Below are 15,592 nucleotides of genomic sequence, written 5' to 3'. Positions count from 1 at the left end.
GCTTATTTCTTATTCTCTTGTTCATAATGGGTTTCCCATTCATTGCCATTATCCCCTTTCTGTCCGTCCATTTTTATTAGAAAATTTTTGGCAGGAAAATATGGCTTTAGAAAGATATCAAGATACACTCTGTCTTTCTGTCGTGGATCTTGCTCAAATCGTTGTATATTGAAGTCTTCAATCAGCTTATCGGGGCCAGAAATTCCATCTAAAAAACGTACAATCTGCCCCATTAACTCCTTTCTTGTATTGGCATTGAAATTTTCAAAAGCCCTGCGATTCAAAAAATCCATCAATACTTTAGCTACAAAATCAAATACCCTGACTACCGAATACGTTTGCAATCCAAGATTATCACCATTAAATAAGGTTTTTGCACTAAAGGCCATTACTTTACCATATTCCTTCACTAATGGCACCAGGCCCAACCTGTCTAACACTGCCACCTCACTTTTTTTCAACTCAAATCTTACACAATCCACTCCTACTAATGCCCCAAATTTTTTACCCGCCGAAACCTGCGACATCAAAGTATGATAAATCCTACCTGCTAAAGCTCCTGATGGCGGAACATAGAGATCATCCTCTTCTTCAATATTCATATGCCTGCTTCTCCCCATAATCCAGTTACAAGTCATAATGACGCTGGATTTGTACTTTTCCCCTCCTGTCAAATTGGATTCATCAAACAGTTCCATCACATCGTCGGGGGCATCTAAATGCGCATAATCTGTAATCAACATTACTTTATTATTATTTGCAATTTGCGCCCATCGCTCAACTACTTTATTGGCACCCAGATAACCTGAAACAATTAATAAACTATAGTTTTCCTTTAAATCCAATCGATCATAATGCTTCACCAATTCGTTACTTACAGTATCAATAAACTGAGGATTATCAAGATCTTTCACTTGTTCCAATCCGGCATTTAAAAATGTTACATTTTTTACTTTATCCTGATTGGTATTATTAAAAAAATGTGCAACATTCCGATATGATCTTTCAAGATCCCTACTACCAGAAACGGCTAACTGTAAATTCTTTTCCAAAGAAATTTCTGCCAGTGTTGATTTTTCTTCACAATAACTGATCATTTCAGTAACATCGCTGGTATCTGTTATCAATTGGTACCATAGCCTGATCAGCTGCTTTAAGTTTCCACGTTCTATTGTTCTGCTCTTTTCAGACAAAAAAAGATCTCGTCTTGCCTTTCTTTCAGGATTTAGATTTTGTATTCCTTCAATGGTATTTTCCAATAGTTCGAACCCACCAAACCGGCTTAGTATCTCCAACGATTTCCCCAATGCCGGAGTATTTAGTTTAGCAGTTTCGGATACAGTAGTAGTTCTTAACTTAGTCATTATTATCAATTTGGTTAACAAACAAATATTATCTTTCTAAATCACGCAGCATGGCCGCAAGGCTTTCCAATATAGCCTGCCTCGACTCATTATCTTCCAATGCTGCTACTAATAATTTATTAGTTTTTAACTGCATCATCATTCTTAAAAACTGGGTCTTTTCACTGGATAGGTCGTTCAGGAAGGAACTTTGTGCTACTATCCCTTTAATATCGAAATCTCCCAATTGATGAAAATCAAGTTTCTCATGGATATTTCTGCCACAGCCATCTGTAAACTCAATATTCACAGATGGTTTAAAATGATCAAACACCTGTACAAGGTTAGATAAGCCTTTAACAATTTCAGGTTTCTGTGGAAGTTGATTAGTTAGTTTCTCTACAAATAAAGTACGGTTATGTGAAATATCAATGATTGCTTCATTGGCAGATGGACTTAATTCCATACCACCAATATCTAAATTTTCATTCATTAAATGAAGGATTTATGATTGCTCAAAAGACAGGCAATGAGTTAACAAAAAAAATCGATTAACAAACTTAATAATCTAAAGATAAAATCATTTTTTCAACAACTGATCAATATCTAAAAAAAATATTTTCGAATCCTAACTAAATTTCTAATTCAACACGAGACCAGATATCTACATTCTTACTTAACACAGCTGTGAATTGTAACAATTCATTAAACTCAACATAAAATTGTTCCAGCAACGCTCTTACGTTTACTTTTTCTTCTTCCAACATTTCAAAATGATTACAATTATTATCTATTCCAAAACTTAGCTTATTCTCATGAAAAGCCAGTAAAAATCTATATTTCGTTCGTTGTTGCATTACGCAAAGCAATTCTATTAAATCATCAGAAAGTAAATTTAAAGCTACCATGCTATCTTTGGTATATACAACAAATAACCTGTTGAAATGCTTATTATTAGGCAATACTTTCCGACCAAGACTCCAGGTATCTATATATTCATTCTCAAATAACTGATCTGTTATTTTTACATCTTTTGACAGAATATAAACTGAAGATTGAAATACTGCCGGGAACTGAGCTATAAAATAGCTTCCTGCAAAAATATTGTCTGGCATTGAGTCTAACCCCACTTTTAGATTGCAATATTGAAACTGAGCTTCTCCTGATATGCCATAGATCAGATTACTACCCGTTATTCGATATGATTTATCTGCAAACAAGTGGTTTTCAAGAAACATTTCGCTTGAAATATGGTTCCAGGGCTGATAAGTATAATGAGAATTCAAAAAACTTACGATTGGTTTAACAAAAACCTCCTTCACATTAACTGGTGTTTCTACCAGATCCTCTTCTTCTAATCGGTTGCGCATATAATATCTGACCAAGTAACAGGTTATTGTAACAACAAGGATCATCCCGGCAATCCCGAATAATTTCCAGTATTCAGGATGCTCATAAGTATTCAACTCCTCTTCTGCTATTGCAAAATGGGATATTACAAAGAATCCCCAAATACAAAAAGGAAACAAACAGGTAATCCACATCCATCTCATACTATTGCGGATCAGAATCTGTCTGTCTTCCATCTTCTTCAGTTCATCCAATAATTGATGATCTATGAAGGTGTTTAATTCTTCCAGGGTTTTCATGTTTTCAGTAATTAATCATCACTAGTTTGCCGACCAGTGAGAAGTCGTTCCCCCAATGCCGTAGCGACGCGTGATTGGGCGGCTCAATAAAGATCTTAAAGGTTTAACATTTTCAATTGATATGGGTAATCTAAACAAGGAATGATTACTCTCCAATAAAATTTCTACATACTCAATTGAGTAAAAACGAATATCGAATATTCTTAGCTGTAAGAATATTTTATAATCTGTAAATGTGCTGATTCTGGTTACGATTTCTCCACTTTCAATAGCCTCTACCAAATCCAAAATCTTATTTGTTCTATGTAAAATTTGAATGAATCTGAAAAGAAATGGAATTGTAGTGCCGGCTGGCAATATCAATAGCATCCAGAATATCGATAAAGGCATATTCCTGTGCCTACCTTCAAATACCCCATAACTTACCAATAGGAAAATACTCAGAGAAAAAAACTCCACTAACAATAATGCATAAACCGTTTGTTTACTGTCTTGTCTGTGAGCTTCAAATAGTTTGGTTTTCAGGTCGAATAGATTATCCATCAAGTATCTCTTTTAGATCTTAATTTTATTAATCTGATAAAATTGCTAATAGCCAGATAAAACCCTGACAGGGCAACAATTGCATATATTACTAACAGAACAATATCTCTTTTACCGGCAACCTTATAAATTAGCATTTCTACTTTGGTAATTTCTGCGGCCGCGTTATTTATATGCTGAAATTGGTTATATCTGTAATATAAAAGAAATGCACCACCTATTCCCAGAAGCAAACCTACTACCACACCTCCCCAGGAAGGTGGATCATCATTATCCTGCCCACGCAAATTGAGGTTATCGTTCATAAAAATGGAAATGGTTATTACTTTAGGTACGCCGAGGTTAACCGATCGAACCCGAACATTCACTTTACTAAAATAAAGCAAAAAGGATTAATTCACAAATATCACTTATCCTTGTTTTGCAAATTCAACTGTTACTTCTACCGGGTATACGTAATCCTGCCAGGCAGCTTCAGCCTCCTCTACTGTTATTTCCCCTCCGTATACCAGAACACGATACTTAAGCTGGTAGCGGGAACCTGGCGACAATTGCCAATTCTTCATTTTGGTCGGAGAAAAGTTAAACATCAGTTCTCCTCCTTCCATATCCTCCGGCCATACACGCACCGGTTCAGGAGAATCGAAGTTATCAGGATAATTCATAATTAGCATTCCTGCCTTTCCATCCGGTGTAGTGCCATAAATATTCACCCATCTGGCCCTGGTACTATCTGCATCTTTTCGTGTTTTCCCCTCTGATGTGAGTACCTGACTTGTTTTTGCTGTAAATGCTGCAGTAGTCCTTAAACCAAATCCGCCGCCATATCGATATTGTAATAAAGTAATGCCACTTGGAGTTGCAGGGGTAAATGTGGTAGAGAAATCCCATAATCTTCTTTCTCCATTATGGGTAACCGGATATGCCTTTACCATCCAGGTTTCATGTATAGCCGTTTTTTCACGGCCATCAGATAAAAACGCAATATGATCCTGTGTGGCTCTAAATCCGCACCATACGTTTCCGGAAAAAGCCTCTAACTCTCCTGCCCATTTAACTTTTCCTTCCTTTTTTTGAATATTCCAGAAATCTGTTTCCCTCCCTTCAAACAGGGTGTGAGTCCACGGATTCCAGATTCCCATGTGATGCATATGTGGCACATTAGGAAAAATATTGGTCAATACTACCCCATTAGGTGCCCAAAGTGGATGGATATACGCATTTCTGTTATAAAGCGTATCTACTCCCGCAGGTGCCGGTGTTGTTTGAAAGTTATATTGTAAAATAGGCTGTTTTCCCTCTTCCAGTAGTAAATGACCACCGGAAACTACACTGTTCATCCGTGTTCCCTTATTCCCATGACCTTTACTTAATATATATTTTCTCTCCTTCCCCGCCAATGTTTCTCCTGACAGCACCCAACTAAGCTGTGTACCCTGGATGCTAAACGGAACCTCCCGACGCTTCCCATCGATTTCTTCCTCCAGCAGTAATGAATCCTTTTGCAGGTTACCTATAGTCGTATATACTATACTGTTATCACGTTTTACTTTTCCTGCCTTAACAGTAAAGTAGGCCAACGATTGTGCATAAGAAGAAATACTCGTAAGTAACAGAATTGGCAACAGGCTAAATCTTTTCATAACGGTGGAACGATTTCCTGAAAAATACGGTTTACTTTTCCACTAAGCAACTTAAATAATATTTAATATTTTTGACAGACAAATCCAGCGTAATGGCAACCCCAATAACACATATGCTGACTACCAAACTAATTATAACCAATAAATCTGCCCTGAAGGAAAAGTATGGCCCGGATTTTCAACTTATCCTGGATGACCTTAATGCCCTGAAGGCCGATGACAATGAAAGACATCTGGATACTCAGATAGTACTGATCGACGATGCAGATCAAATGCAGTCTTATCAGGCTACCGCTGTTACTACCGCCAATAATGAGGCACAATGTAAGCAGGCCATAGACGAACTATACAGGTATTTCACTCCCGGATATATCATGATTGTAGGGTCTCAGGACATTGTTCCTTTACAGCGCCTGAAAAACCTGTTGCCAGGTGATCATGATCCGGATGCCTTTATTCCCAGCGACTTGCCTTATGCATGCGATACTCCTTACAATACCGATCCTGGCGTCTTTGTTTCGCCTACCAGGGTGGTTGGCCGGCTCCCGGATATTCCGGCGGTTCCGGATGTTAGTTATCTGCGTACCCTGATAGCCAACATCATCAATGCTGTGCCCGGGGCTTTAAACGAATATTTGCCTTATTTCTCTATCAGTACCTTCGATTGGCAGGCTTCTACTCAAAATAGCCTGCTGAGTATTTTCGGAAACCATGATAAAATGGTGGTTTTCCCGGGAAACGAAGACCTGACAGGTACTAACTGGACATCCGAATTATTACCCAAAACTCATTTTATTAACTGCCATGGGGCTATTAATAATCCCGGTTATTATGGCCAGAAGCTAACCGATTTTCCTTTAGCACTACGCTCTGATATTTTGAAGGATAAGATTAGTAAAGGTACCATTGTAGCCGCCGAATGTTGTTATGGTGGTCAGTTATTTGATCCTAAGAAAAATGGGGCTAAAAGGATGAGTATTGCCAACAGTTACCTGTTAAATAATGCGCTGGCATTCCTTGGCAGTTCAAATATTGCCTATGGGCCGTCTACTGGTCAGGGTTTGGCAGATTTGCTTACTCAGTATTTTGTTATTAATGTGTTGAATGGGGCCTCCACTGGCCGCGCTCTCCTGGAAGCCAGACAGAAGTTCTTAAATGAAATGGGGCCAACCCTGGATCCTTTTGAACTTAAAACTGCGGCTCAGTTCTATTTATTAGGTGATCCTTCCTGGCAACCTGTGGTCAATGAAAAAGATCCAAGCGCCACACAGAGCGAATTATTCATCAATACTTTGCAAAACAGAAGGGATAATCTGGAAGCCAGGGGTAAAATGCTGGATGACTTTATTCATGTGCCAGAGCCTGTAGATCATTCCCAGGAGGTAGATTCTAACCTGAATTCGGCTCTTACCCAGTTATTGGAAGAAAAGAAATTCATTGATAAAACTGTTCCAAAAGTTTTCATCAACAAAAAAAAGAGATCGCATCATCAAGCCCATTCTGTTAAATTTCACGTATTTTCGGAATCAGCAGATCAGGGAGATACACCTCACAGAAAAGTATTAGTGGTAAAAGAAAAAAACAATCAAATCTTAGGTTATCGGGAGTATGTCAGCAGATAAAACTATCACACTAACAGGCCGCCTGGTCTTACGTACTTTTGGCCAATTCAGCAAAAGTGAACACCTGGGTGTTTTTCTGGTTACTGATAAAGGCGATTTCCTGATCAGGCAAGCCAATGGCAATCCGTTTATGTCTAACGACTTAATGCCAATGGCCGGTAAAATGATCATAGCCACAGGTATTATTGAAGACTATGTTTTTCTTGCACAAACCTGGAAAGAAATGGACTAAGCTAATAACTCAGCTCCCGTTCCTGTTCTATCTGCATAAAAAATACGGCCTTCCTGCATCGTGATACCCGTTGAGGTATCCGATGCCAGCAATAATGGTCCATCCATATCCACATAGTCGAGCAACGGTAATAAATGGGCAACAGCCGATGTTCCTACTGTACTTTCATTCATACTACCCGTCATTACCTTCATACCGTAGCTTTTGGCTTCCCTGATCATTCTCAGTGCCGGAGTAATTCCACCACATTTAGTGAGCTTTATATTGATACCATGAAATAAGCCTTTGCATGCTGCTACGTCTGCTTCAAGAATACAGCTTTCATCCGCAATTACCGGAAGAGCAGATTGCTCAAAAATTATTTTCATTCCTTCCTTATCATTTGCAGGCATAGGCTGTTCAATAAATTCCACTCCCAGCTTCTTTAATTCAAGCGCATTTCTCAGTGTTTCTTCCACTCCCCAGGCACAATTTGCATCTACTCTGAAAGTGGCATCTGTATGCGCTCTCAAGGCTTTAATTATTTCAATATCTTCTTTTGTACCTAGTTTGATTTTATAAATTGGCCATGGGAATTCTTTTAATTTCTGTACCATATTTGGAATTGTATCTATTCCAATGGTATAATCCGTCATCGGATTATGCGTTATATCCAGCCCCCATACCTCATACAATTTCTTCTGTTGCAGCTTGGCATAAAGATCCCAGGCTGCAATATCCAATGCACATAAGGCAAATAGATTATGCCCCAGCAAAGGATAGAGGTCTGCCCAGTATTGTTCGGGAGTCGATAAAGTGTAGTTTTCAATGAAGGAGCGGTGTTTTTCGATATCTGCCATTAATAACGGAACGGTCATGTTATAATATGCATTATCTGCTGTTTCACCCAGGCCATGCTTACCATCCTGCGCTAATCTGACTACCAGCAAGGGTTGCACATCTTTTGATTTACGGGAGATCGTAAAGGTATGTTTAAACTTTAGTTCAAATGGATATAACGTAAGTTTCATAAGCGTGTAATATCAACCGGCATTCTGTAACGCCAATAATGATTTGGGTTTGCAGGTATATTAATTCTTTCCTTTTCAGGTTCCTGCAAGGTATAACTTCCTGATGCAGCCAGCAAGTCCTGCAGCTGAAAGATTCTTAAAATAGCCGGTGCTTCTGTATGCCTGTCTATAATTTCCTGCATTAAGGCTGCAGTTAATATTTCTGGCGCCTCATCAGTTTTTTCCAGCACTTCATTATAGTATTTGCTGGTGATATATTTTTCTTCTTCCCACCAACCACGAAGTGTAGACATATCGTGAGTAGAAGGAGTAAGTACAGTAAGATAGGAAGCCTGCGAAATATCTGAAAACACAGTGTTGCTTGTTTTAGGCATACGCTCTACCATCATGCTCAATAAGCCTTGCGACTTCATTACACCAGGCAGGCAGTTGGGTACTACTCCCAGATCTTCTCCGCTTATCAACATATTCGTAGCGCTTCTTATCAATGGTAATTTAGTACTGGCTGATTTCTGCCAGATACTTTCCTGTCTGTTATAAAAATAATCGTTGTATAAATTTTTTAATTGTTGTTGTGTTTGCAGATCTAAAGCTGTGAATGAATTTGTTGAAGAAAGTTGATATCGGGGATGATATTGATTTTTATGTTGATGTTTAACTTTGATAAATAGTACATCTGTTAATAAGTTCAGCAGCACAGATTTAATGGCATCTGGTAACGTTGAAGCTACTACGTCTTTTTGTGTTGAATATTTTACCAGTCTGTAACGTCCATCTGTCAAAGGTTCCATCAATTCATCCCTGATTATTCCGGCGTAGTTTCCAAATGCTTCTTCAAGAATCCTATCAGTAATATAAGGCATGCAAAATCTATCTTCCTCAAAAGCTATATTTCGCTGCAAAATTTCTTCTTTGCTAATCGGGATAGCAGGATGAAAGTAACCAAGGATACCATGTATAGCAGTTTCCGGAATCTGCCATATGCGAAAGAATCCCAGCACATGATCTAATCTGAAAGCATCAAAATAAACCGACATATGCTGCAATCGTTGTTTCCACCATGTAAGATCATCCTGCAACATTACTTCCCAATTGTAGGTCGGAAAACCCCAATTCTGGCCATCTTTTGCAAACAGGTCGGGAGGAGCGCCTGCCTGCATATCCAGATTAAAAGCCTCGGGATTCTTCCAGGTATCAGCACTCCAACGGGCTACACCAATAGGAATATCTCCTTTTAAGGCAATACCCTGTTTATGTACTTCTTCAACTGCTTTTTTTAATTGCAGGTGCAGATGGAACTGAACATAAAAATAGAAATTCACTTCTGCTCCCAGTTCTTTATCGGCAGTTAATAAGTTATAAATAATAGTTGCATCGTATCGTTGATATTCGGGCCATTCCTTCCATTTAGCTGTCTGATATCTGTTTCTCAATGCACAAAAAACTGCATAAGGTAATAGCCAGTGTTCATTTACATCAAACCAATCCCAATAGGCAGGTGTTTGTAACTTCTCGTTTTCAAGTTCATGCAATGCTCTGAGATAGGCCAATTTATAGGAAACCACTGTTTCATAATCCACTTCTTCTTTCTCGTTTAGCCATTTGCGTAATCTGTTGAATTGCTTTTCAAGCAGATGATTATCGGGAAGTTTTCCTACATCCTGCAACCTGATATACATTGGGTGTAAGGCAAAGGAAGATATAGCGGCATATGGATATGAATCGAGCCATGAATGAGTCTGAATGGTATCGTTCACTGGCAAGAGCTGAATCAGTTGAAGGTTACGCTGGCTTACCCATCTGGCAAACAGTGGTAAATCGGCAAATTCTCCTGTTCCAAATCCTTCATCACTTCTCAGACTAAATACCGGAACAGAAACACCGGCGCCTTTCCATTCAGTAATAGGTACTCTTAAATACCCATCGTGCATAATTGTCTGCCGGTTAGTTGTAGCGATGGTATTTAAAATTCTGTTCGCTCCTTCCTCATATCTGATAAATTGCTGTGTTGCCGTGTCATAAATTCCGTATTTATAAGCCAGGGGCGACATTCTGCCATTCAGATTAATAGCTGCAGCAAACCATCCATTGCTGTCATAGTGCATTAAAAGAGGTTGCTCTGTGTTCCAGTAACCGGTTGGTAAATCGCTACCCATGATACAAACGGTCTGATGAACGGGCAACAGGGGAGCCTGAACTTTGAAGATATGGGTGGTATTATTTAATTGAAGAGAATTTTGTGGCCGTTGAAAAAACACTCTGGTAAAGGGTGCTGAGATCCAGGTACGGCGGGGATCGGAGGCATCCATCCAGGAATCGATGAATACTAATTCTTGTTGTGCATCGAGATGATTATAGTGATGAACTATACCGTCGTAGGTAGTTTCTGCTCGTTCCTGTAGAAAATATTGATAACTAAAAGATTGGATCGTGTTTGGAGGCACGTTGATCTCGGCATACCACCAATCATCGTTTAGCCATTTCATAGGGTATGTCTTTTCGGGCAGCGTACCTGTGAGATAAAGGTTTTGCCCATAAAAGGTATGATAACGTAAGTAGAAACGTATTCTATAATTCATTTGGTCTCCGGCTCAAAGCCACGCCAAAGTAATAAAATATGCTTAAACTATAAAACGAAAGCTGCAAGGGTTTTAAACCCCTTGCAGCTTTCACTATATTGATGATGAGAAAACTTACTATTTCACTTCTTCAAATTCAGCGTCAGTTACGCCATCGCCACCAGCAGAAGTCTGACCGGCACCGGCGCCTGCACCAGCATTAGCTTGTGCACCACCATCTGCCTGACCTTGAGTAGCTTTGTACATTTCTTCAGATGCAGCAGTCCATGCAGCTTCCAGTTCAGGCATTGCAGTGTTAACCTGTGCAACATCCTGAGATTTCTGAGCTTCTTTCAGTTTGTTTAAAGCTGTTTCGATAGCACCTTTCTTATCGGCAGGTAATTTATCTCCGTATTCTTTAATTTGCTTTTCAGTTTGGAAGATAAGGCTATCTGCTTTGTTAAGGATTTCGATTTTTTCGCGTTGTTCCTTATCGGCAGATTCGTTGGCTTTAGCTTCAGCTTTCATCTTTTCGATTTCTTCTTTGCTTAAGCCGCTACCAGCTTCGATACGGATATTTTGAGATTTACCGGTACCCTGATCTTTAGCGGTAACGTGTAAGATACCGTTAGCATCGATATCGAAGATAACTTCAATCTTAGGAACGCCACGAGGAGCAGGAGGAATATCATTGAGGATGAATCGGCCTAATGATCTGTTTTGATTAGCCATTGGTCTTTCACCTTGTAATACGTTGATTTCCACGCTAGGTTGGTTATCGGCCGCAGTAGAGAAGGTTTCAGACTTTTTGGAAGGAATAGTGGTATTTGCTTCGATCAGTTTGGTCATTACACCACCCATAGTTTCGATACCCAGAGAAAGCGGGGTAACGTCGAGCAGCAATACGTCTTTAACTTCACCGGTTAATACACCACCCTGAATAGCGGCACCTACGGCAACAACTTCGTCAGGGTTTACACCTCTGTTAGGTTTTTTACCGAAGAATTTCTCTACTACTTCCTGAATTTTAGGGATACGTGTAGAACCACCTACCAGGATTACTTCATCAATTTCAGAAGTATTCATACCGGCATCTTTCAATGCTTTACGGCAAGGTTCCAATGTTCTTTCAACCAGGCTATCGCTCAGTTGTTCGAATTTAGCACGGGTCAGTTTTTTCACCAGGTGTTTAGGAGCTCCGTCCACCGCAGTGATATATGGTAAGTTAATTTCTGTTTCCTGAGAAGAAGATAACTCGATCTTAGCTTTTTCGGCAGCTTCTTTCAGACGTTGCCAAGCCATTGGATCTTTGTGCAGATCAACAGCTTCGTCTTTCTTGAATTCGTCTGACAACCAGTCCATGATCACTTTATCGAAGTCGTCACCCCCTAAGTGGGTATCACCGTTGGTAGATTTCACTTCAAATACGCCGTCTCCTAATTCGAGGATAGAGATATCGAAGGTACCGCCACCAAGGTCGAATACAGCGATTTTGCTATCCTGGTGTTTTTTATCCATACCGTAAGCTAATGCAGCAGCGGTAGGCTCATTGATGATACGACGAACTGTCAAACCAGCGATTTCACCGGCTTCTTTGGTAGCCTGGCGTTGAGCATCATTAAAGTAAGCAGGAACAGTGATTACTGCTTCGCTCACTTCCTGGCCCAAATAATCTTCTGCTGTTTTCTTCATTTTTTGCAGGATCATTGCTGAAATTTCCTGCGGTGTATACAGTCTACCATCGATATCTATACGGGTAGTATTATTATCTCCTCTAACTACTTTATAAGTAATATGACTGATCTCATTAGCTACTTCGTCAAAATGGCGGCCCATGAAACGCTTCACTGACATGATCGTATTAACAGGGTTCGTAATAGCCTGCCGTTTTGCTGGATCACCTACTTTTCTTTCTCCATTCTTTAAAAAAGCCACTACAGATGGGGTTGTTCTCCTTCCCTCATCATTGGCAATCACTACCGGTTCGTTACCTTCCATAACGGCAACGCATGAATTGGTAGTTCCTAAGTCAATGCCTATTATTTTTCCCATAGTATAAAAGATTATCCTTTAGTTGTAAGTATATATGTGTTTGTCGTTGGTTTGTCAATGATTATGCCAAGCAAAAAAATATGAAATTATGTCAGTCGGGTAGATTATATTTGGGTTAGCGGTTTCATTATTAGTTATTTATAAGCCTGTTTTACACCGATTAACCGTGCCAGGTACTCCTTATCTATAACTAAATAAATAAATGCCAAAATTGTTCATAGCCACGCCTTCTCACCTGCTATTTCATTCCTGACCTATCCGTTGATCACTTTTAACCTTTATTCAATGAACAGAACCATTCTATGGAAAGCTGCCTGTGCTCTGCTAACAACAGCCCCAGCTTTAAGTCATGCCCAGAATCAGCCATCATCTACAATGAGTACCACTTATTCCCCTCCTCCAATGTTCAATGGCCTTAAAGACTATAAAACCTGGTCTGTTGGCGTAAATGGCGGTTTATTGGCCCCCGTTGCCGCTACCGGAGGAAGCAATGATTTTACCAAATGGAAAGCCAGCGGCGGATATGGCGCCTATGTTAAGTACCAGCTTCTACACTGCTTCGCCTTAAGAGCCGATTATGTTGGCGGAAAACTCAGAGCAGACAATAGCAAGAACCTCGGCAATGGCATGCCACCGGTTAGTCCGTACAAGTCTTTTGAAACCAATCTTAACTGGACAGCCAGCCTGAACGCCGTATTTAACATCACAACTGTCAACTGGCTATTCCGTCAGAACTTCGTACAGCTCTATGCATCAGTTGGCGGTGGGATTGCCGGTTATAAACCTAAACTCACACGGAAAGATGGAACTACGTTTCCTTATAAGGAATATGACAAAAGCATCCAGGAACTAATAATCCCGGTAGGTGCAGGCCTGAAATTCAGACTCTCAGAATACATCAACCTGGATCTGGGATACACCATGTACTATACAGATGGTGATAACCTAGACGGTTATCCGCATGGAGTAAATAAAGACAAATTTTCATATGGATATGCAGGATTGGAGTTTGCCATTGGCAAAAAGGGCAAAAGACAACTTCAATGGCATAATCCGGCCAAACAGCTATACAGAGAGGTACAGTATCAAAAAGCGATATTGGCATCCAGCCTCGATTCTGCTCAACAAATAAATGCCAGGTTGACGGCCGAAGTAGATAAACTGACAAAAGATAGCGACGGTGACGGAGTTTCCGACTATTTCGATAAATGCCCTGGCACTCCTCCCAATACAAAAGTTGATGGAGCCGGTTGCCCATTACCAGTTCCTGAGAAAATAGAAGAGAAAGTCGTAATCACAGAAGAAGACAACCGAATTGTAAAAGAAGCCATCCAAAATTTGGAATTCGATTTTGCAAAAGCTACTATCAAACCGTCTTCCTACCCGGCTTTAGACAGAGTGGCCGACCTACTCAAGCGCAAACACCTTAATCTGAAATTAAGTGGGCATACAGACAATGTAGGTAACAAAGAAAGAAATCTCGCACTCTCCAGGGAACGTGCGGAAGCTGTTAAAGCCTATCTTGTTAGTCAGGGTGCCAATCCAACTAAAATTGAAGCAGTAGGTTATGGCATGAGTCAACCTATTGCCAGTAACAATACAGCGGCAGGTCGACAAAGAAACAGAAGAGTAGAATTCTATATCTTCTAAAAGCTCGCTGGCTCGCTGTTTCTCGCAAAGAAGCAAAGATTAATATTAAGAAAAATAAGATCGTATTGAATTTTAAAAAAGTAACCCGTAAGAAGTTCTTACAAAGATTCGCTACGATCCTTTTCCCTCTTAATATTAATCTTTGCTTCTCTGCGAGAAAAAAGCGAGCTTGCGAGCTATGGAACCTATAATAAGAGAGATAACAGAGGCCGACGATTTAATTATTGCCAACATAGTTAGAACTACCCTTACTGAATTTGGTATGAACAAGCCAGGAACGGCCTATTCTGACCCAACTACCGATCATCTGTCTAAATTATTTGATAAGCCGAGAGCCATCTATTATGTAGCGGAAATAGACGGACAGGTAATTGGTGGTGCAGGTATACATCCATTGGATGGTGGTGCAGCAGAAATCTGTGAATTACAGAAAATGTATTTGTTACCGCAGGCCAGAGGAAAAGGCCTGGCAGGAAAACTGATTAATATGTGCCTTGCATATGCTAAAGAACAGGGATATACGCATTGTTATCTTGAAACCAGTCCTGAACTGGCAAGAGCAAGAAAAGTATATGAGCAATTTGGATTCGAATACTTAAGCGCTCCCTTAGGAAACACAGGGCATTTCGGTTGTGATAACTGGATGCTGAAAACACTTTAAACTTAACAGTTATTTAATCCGGCATACTTCTTGCAAAATAGCTAAATACAAAAATTTACATATCATGAAAAGATTTATTCTGACAGGATTTTTAGCTATAGGAAGTTTGCTGGCAGTACAGGCACAAAACGTAAAATTTGGCGTAAAAGGTGGATTGAATCTCTCTAAACTTACTAATGTTGATGATGCAAAAGTATTAACAGGATTCAATGCCGGAGGACTTATGAATTATAAATTCAATGATAGTTGGGCAGTTCAACCAGAGATACAGTATTCTACACAGGGTTCTAAAGCAAACACTATTCTTGGAAAAGGAACATTTAAATTAGATTATATCAATATTCCGGTTCTGGCTCAATATCATATCGAATCATTCTTCCTGGAAGCAGGTCCTCAGGTTGGGTTTATGACAAGTGCTAAATTAAAAGCTGGTCCTATCAATCAGGATGTAAAAGATCAGATGAAAACTGTAGATTTCGGACTGAACTTCGGTTTAGGATATAAACTGGATATGGGTCTGGGAATTGGTGCCAGATATAACTTTGGCTTAACCAATATTTACGATAATGGTAATAATGGTAAAAACTCTGTAGCACAGATCGACTTATTCTATATTTTCTAGTAGCCAA

At 39.7% G+C, this 15,592-nt stretch carries 14 protein-coding genes; 5 read left to right on the top strand and 9 right to left on the bottom strand.

Annotated elements, in window-relative coordinates:
* Positions 1-2: 2 nt before the first annotated feature.
* The 6 genes from DVR12_RS07495 to DVR12_RS07470 all read right to left on the bottom strand — a co-directional run bounded on the left by DVR12_RS07495 (position 3) and on the right by DVR12_RS07470 (position 5,178).
* Positions 3-1,364 carry a DUF5458 family protein gene (locus DVR12_RS07495; RefSeq protein ID WP_116975016.1) on the bottom strand — a complete coding sequence of 454 codons (1,362 nt, stop codon included), beginning with the start codon at positions 1,362-1,364 and terminating at the stop codon, positions 3-5.
* A gap of 28 nt (positions 1,365-1,392) precedes the next feature.
* Positions 1,393-1,836 carry a hypothetical protein gene (locus DVR12_RS07490; RefSeq protein WP_116975015.1) on the bottom strand — a complete coding sequence of 148 codons (444 nt, stop codon included), beginning with the start codon at positions 1,834-1,836 and terminating at the stop codon, positions 1,393-1,395.
* 139 nt (positions 1,837-1,975) lie between these two features.
* Positions 1,976-2,992, bottom strand: a complete 1,017-nt coding sequence (locus DVR12_RS07485) for a DUF3137 domain-containing protein (RefSeq protein WP_116975014.1) — start codon at positions 2,990-2,992, stop codon at positions 1,976-1,978.
* A 21-nt stretch (positions 2,993-3,013) separates the two neighbouring features.
* The gene (locus tag DVR12_RS07480) at positions 3,014-3,535 is read right to left on the bottom strand and encodes a hypothetical protein (RefSeq protein WP_116975013.1); all 522 of its coding nucleotides are present in this window, start codon (positions 3,533-3,535) and stop codon (positions 3,014-3,016) included.
* Positions 3,535-3,840, bottom strand: coding sequence for a hypothetical protein (locus DVR12_RS07475; protein ID WP_116975012.1), 306 nt, complete (start codon positions 3,838-3,840; stop codon positions 3,535-3,537). The genes DVR12_RS07480 and DVR12_RS07475 overlap by 1 nt, the downstream gene beginning before the upstream one ends.
* A gap of 105 nt (positions 3,841-3,945) precedes the next feature.
* Positions 3,946-5,178, bottom strand: coding sequence for a DUF6807 domain-containing protein (locus tag DVR12_RS07470; protein ID WP_116975011.1), 1,233 nt, complete (start codon positions 5,176-5,178; stop codon positions 3,946-3,948).
* A 92-nt stretch (positions 5,179-5,270) separates the two neighbouring features.
* Here DVR12_RS07470 and DVR12_RS07465 point away from each other — a divergent pair, with 92 nt between their 5' ends.
* A complete protein-coding gene (locus tag DVR12_RS07465; RefSeq protein WP_116975010.1) occupies positions 5,271-6,800 on the top strand; it encodes a hypothetical protein in 1,530 nt (509 codons plus the stop codon).
* Positions 6,787-7,032 carry a hypothetical protein gene (locus DVR12_RS07460; RefSeq protein WP_116975009.1) on the top strand — a complete coding sequence of 82 codons (246 nt, stop codon included), beginning with the start codon at positions 6,787-6,789 and terminating at the stop codon, positions 7,030-7,032. The genes DVR12_RS07465 and DVR12_RS07460 overlap by 14 nt, the downstream gene beginning before the upstream one ends.
* Here DVR12_RS07460 and DVR12_RS07455 read toward each other — a convergent pair.
* The 3 genes from DVR12_RS07455 to dnaK all read right to left on the bottom strand — a co-directional run bounded on the left by DVR12_RS07455 (position 7,029) and on the right by dnaK (position 12,652).
* Entirely contained in the window at positions 7,029-8,042 is a 1,014-nt protein-coding gene (locus tag DVR12_RS07455; RefSeq protein ID WP_116975008.1) for a dipeptide epimerase, read from the bottom strand. The two genes, DVR12_RS07460 and DVR12_RS07455, sit on opposite strands and share 4 nt — an antisense overlap.
* Positions 8,039-10,528, bottom strand: coding sequence for a 4-alpha-glucanotransferase (locus tag DVR12_RS07450; protein WP_158563223.1), 2,490 nt, complete (start codon positions 10,526-10,528; stop codon positions 8,039-8,041). Before DVR12_RS07450 ends, DVR12_RS07455 begins: the two co-directional genes overlap by 4 nt.
* A 210-nt stretch (positions 10,529-10,738) precedes the next feature.
* Complete coding sequence (gene dnaK, locus DVR12_RS07445) at positions 10,739-12,652, bottom strand: molecular chaperone DnaK (RefSeq protein WP_116975006.1); 1,914 nt, start codon at positions 12,650-12,652, stop codon at positions 10,739-10,741.
* Positions 12,653-12,937: 285 nt separating this feature from the next.
* On the opposite strand from dnaK, the gene DVR12_RS07440 reads away from it, so the two are divergent.
* The 3 genes from DVR12_RS07440 (at position 12,938) to DVR12_RS07430 (ending at position 15,585) form a co-directional block, all read left to right on the top strand.
* On the top strand, positions 12,938-14,302 hold the full coding sequence (locus DVR12_RS07440; protein ID WP_116975005.1) for an OmpA family protein: 1,365 nt from the start codon (positions 12,938-12,940) through the stop codon (positions 14,300-14,302).
* 178 nt (positions 14,303-14,480) lie between these two features.
* On the top strand, positions 14,481-14,963 hold the full coding sequence (locus tag DVR12_RS07435) for a GNAT family N-acetyltransferase (RefSeq protein WP_116975004.1): 483 nt from the start codon (positions 14,481-14,483) through the stop codon (positions 14,961-14,963).
* Positions 14,964-15,027: 64 nt separating this feature from the next.
* Positions 15,028-15,585 (top strand): porin family protein, encoded by a 558-nt coding sequence (locus DVR12_RS07430; RefSeq protein WP_116975003.1) that lies wholly within the window; start codon positions 15,028-15,030, stop codon positions 15,583-15,585.
* Positions 15,586-15,592 lie beyond the last annotated feature (7 nt).

The sequence above is a fragment of the Chitinophaga silvatica genome, from assembly GCF_003419895.1.
In the GTDB taxonomy this organism is placed as follows: domain Bacteria; phylum Bacteroidota; class Bacteroidia; order Chitinophagales; family Chitinophagaceae; genus Chitinophaga; species Chitinophaga silvatica.
Note: the sequence above shows the minus strand (reverse complement) of the source record. Positions and strands in the feature narration are given on the sequence as shown.

Excerpts from the sequence above, each read along its gene's own strand:
- DVR12_RS07495 (WP_116975016.1), bottom strand. The coding sequence starts at position 1,364 with ATGACTAAGTTAAGAACTACTACTGTATCCGAAACTGCTAAACTAAAT.
- DVR12_RS07490 (WP_116975015.1), bottom strand. The coding sequence starts at position 1,836 with ATGAATGAAAATTTAGATATTGGTGGTATGGAATTAAGTCCATCTGCC.
- DVR12_RS07485 (WP_116975014.1), bottom strand. The coding sequence starts at position 2,992 with ATGAAAACCCTGGAAGAATTAAACACCTTCATAGATCATCAATTATTG.
- DVR12_RS07480 (WP_116975013.1), bottom strand. The coding sequence starts at position 3,535 with ATGGATAATCTATTCGACCTGAAAACCAAACTATTTGAAGCTCACAGA.
- DVR12_RS07475 (WP_116975012.1), bottom strand. The coding sequence starts at position 3,840 with ATGAACGATAACCTCAATTTGCGTGGGCAGGATAATGATGATCCACCT.
- DVR12_RS07470 (WP_116975011.1), bottom strand. The coding sequence starts at position 5,178 with ATGAAAAGATTTAGCCTGTTGCCAATTCTGTTACTTACGAGTATTTCT.
- DVR12_RS07465 (WP_116975010.1), top strand. The coding sequence starts at position 5,271 with ATGGCAACCCCAATAACACATATGCTGACTACCAAACTAATTATAACC.
- DVR12_RS07460 (WP_116975009.1), top strand. The coding sequence starts at position 6,787 with ATGTCAGCAGATAAAACTATCACACTAACAGGCCGCCTGGTCTTACGT.
- DVR12_RS07455 (WP_116975008.1), bottom strand. The coding sequence starts at position 8,042 with ATGAAACTTACGTTATATCCATTTGAACTAAAGTTTAAACATACCTTT.
- DVR12_RS07450 (WP_158563223.1), bottom strand. The coding sequence starts at position 10,528 with ATGAAATGGCTAAACGATGATTGGTGGTATGCCGAGATCAACGTGCCT.
- dnaK (WP_116975006.1), bottom strand. The coding sequence starts at position 12,652 with ATGGGAAAAATAATAGGCATTGACTTAGGAACTACCAATTCATGCGTT.
- DVR12_RS07440 (WP_116975005.1), top strand. The coding sequence starts at position 12,938 with ATGAACAGAACCATTCTATGGAAAGCTGCCTGTGCTCTGCTAACAACA.
- DVR12_RS07435 (WP_116975004.1), top strand. The coding sequence starts at position 14,481 with ATGGAACCTATAATAAGAGAGATAACAGAGGCCGACGATTTAATTATT.
- DVR12_RS07430 (WP_116975003.1), top strand. The coding sequence starts at position 15,028 with ATGAAAAGATTTATTCTGACAGGATTTTTAGCTATAGGAAGTTTGCTG.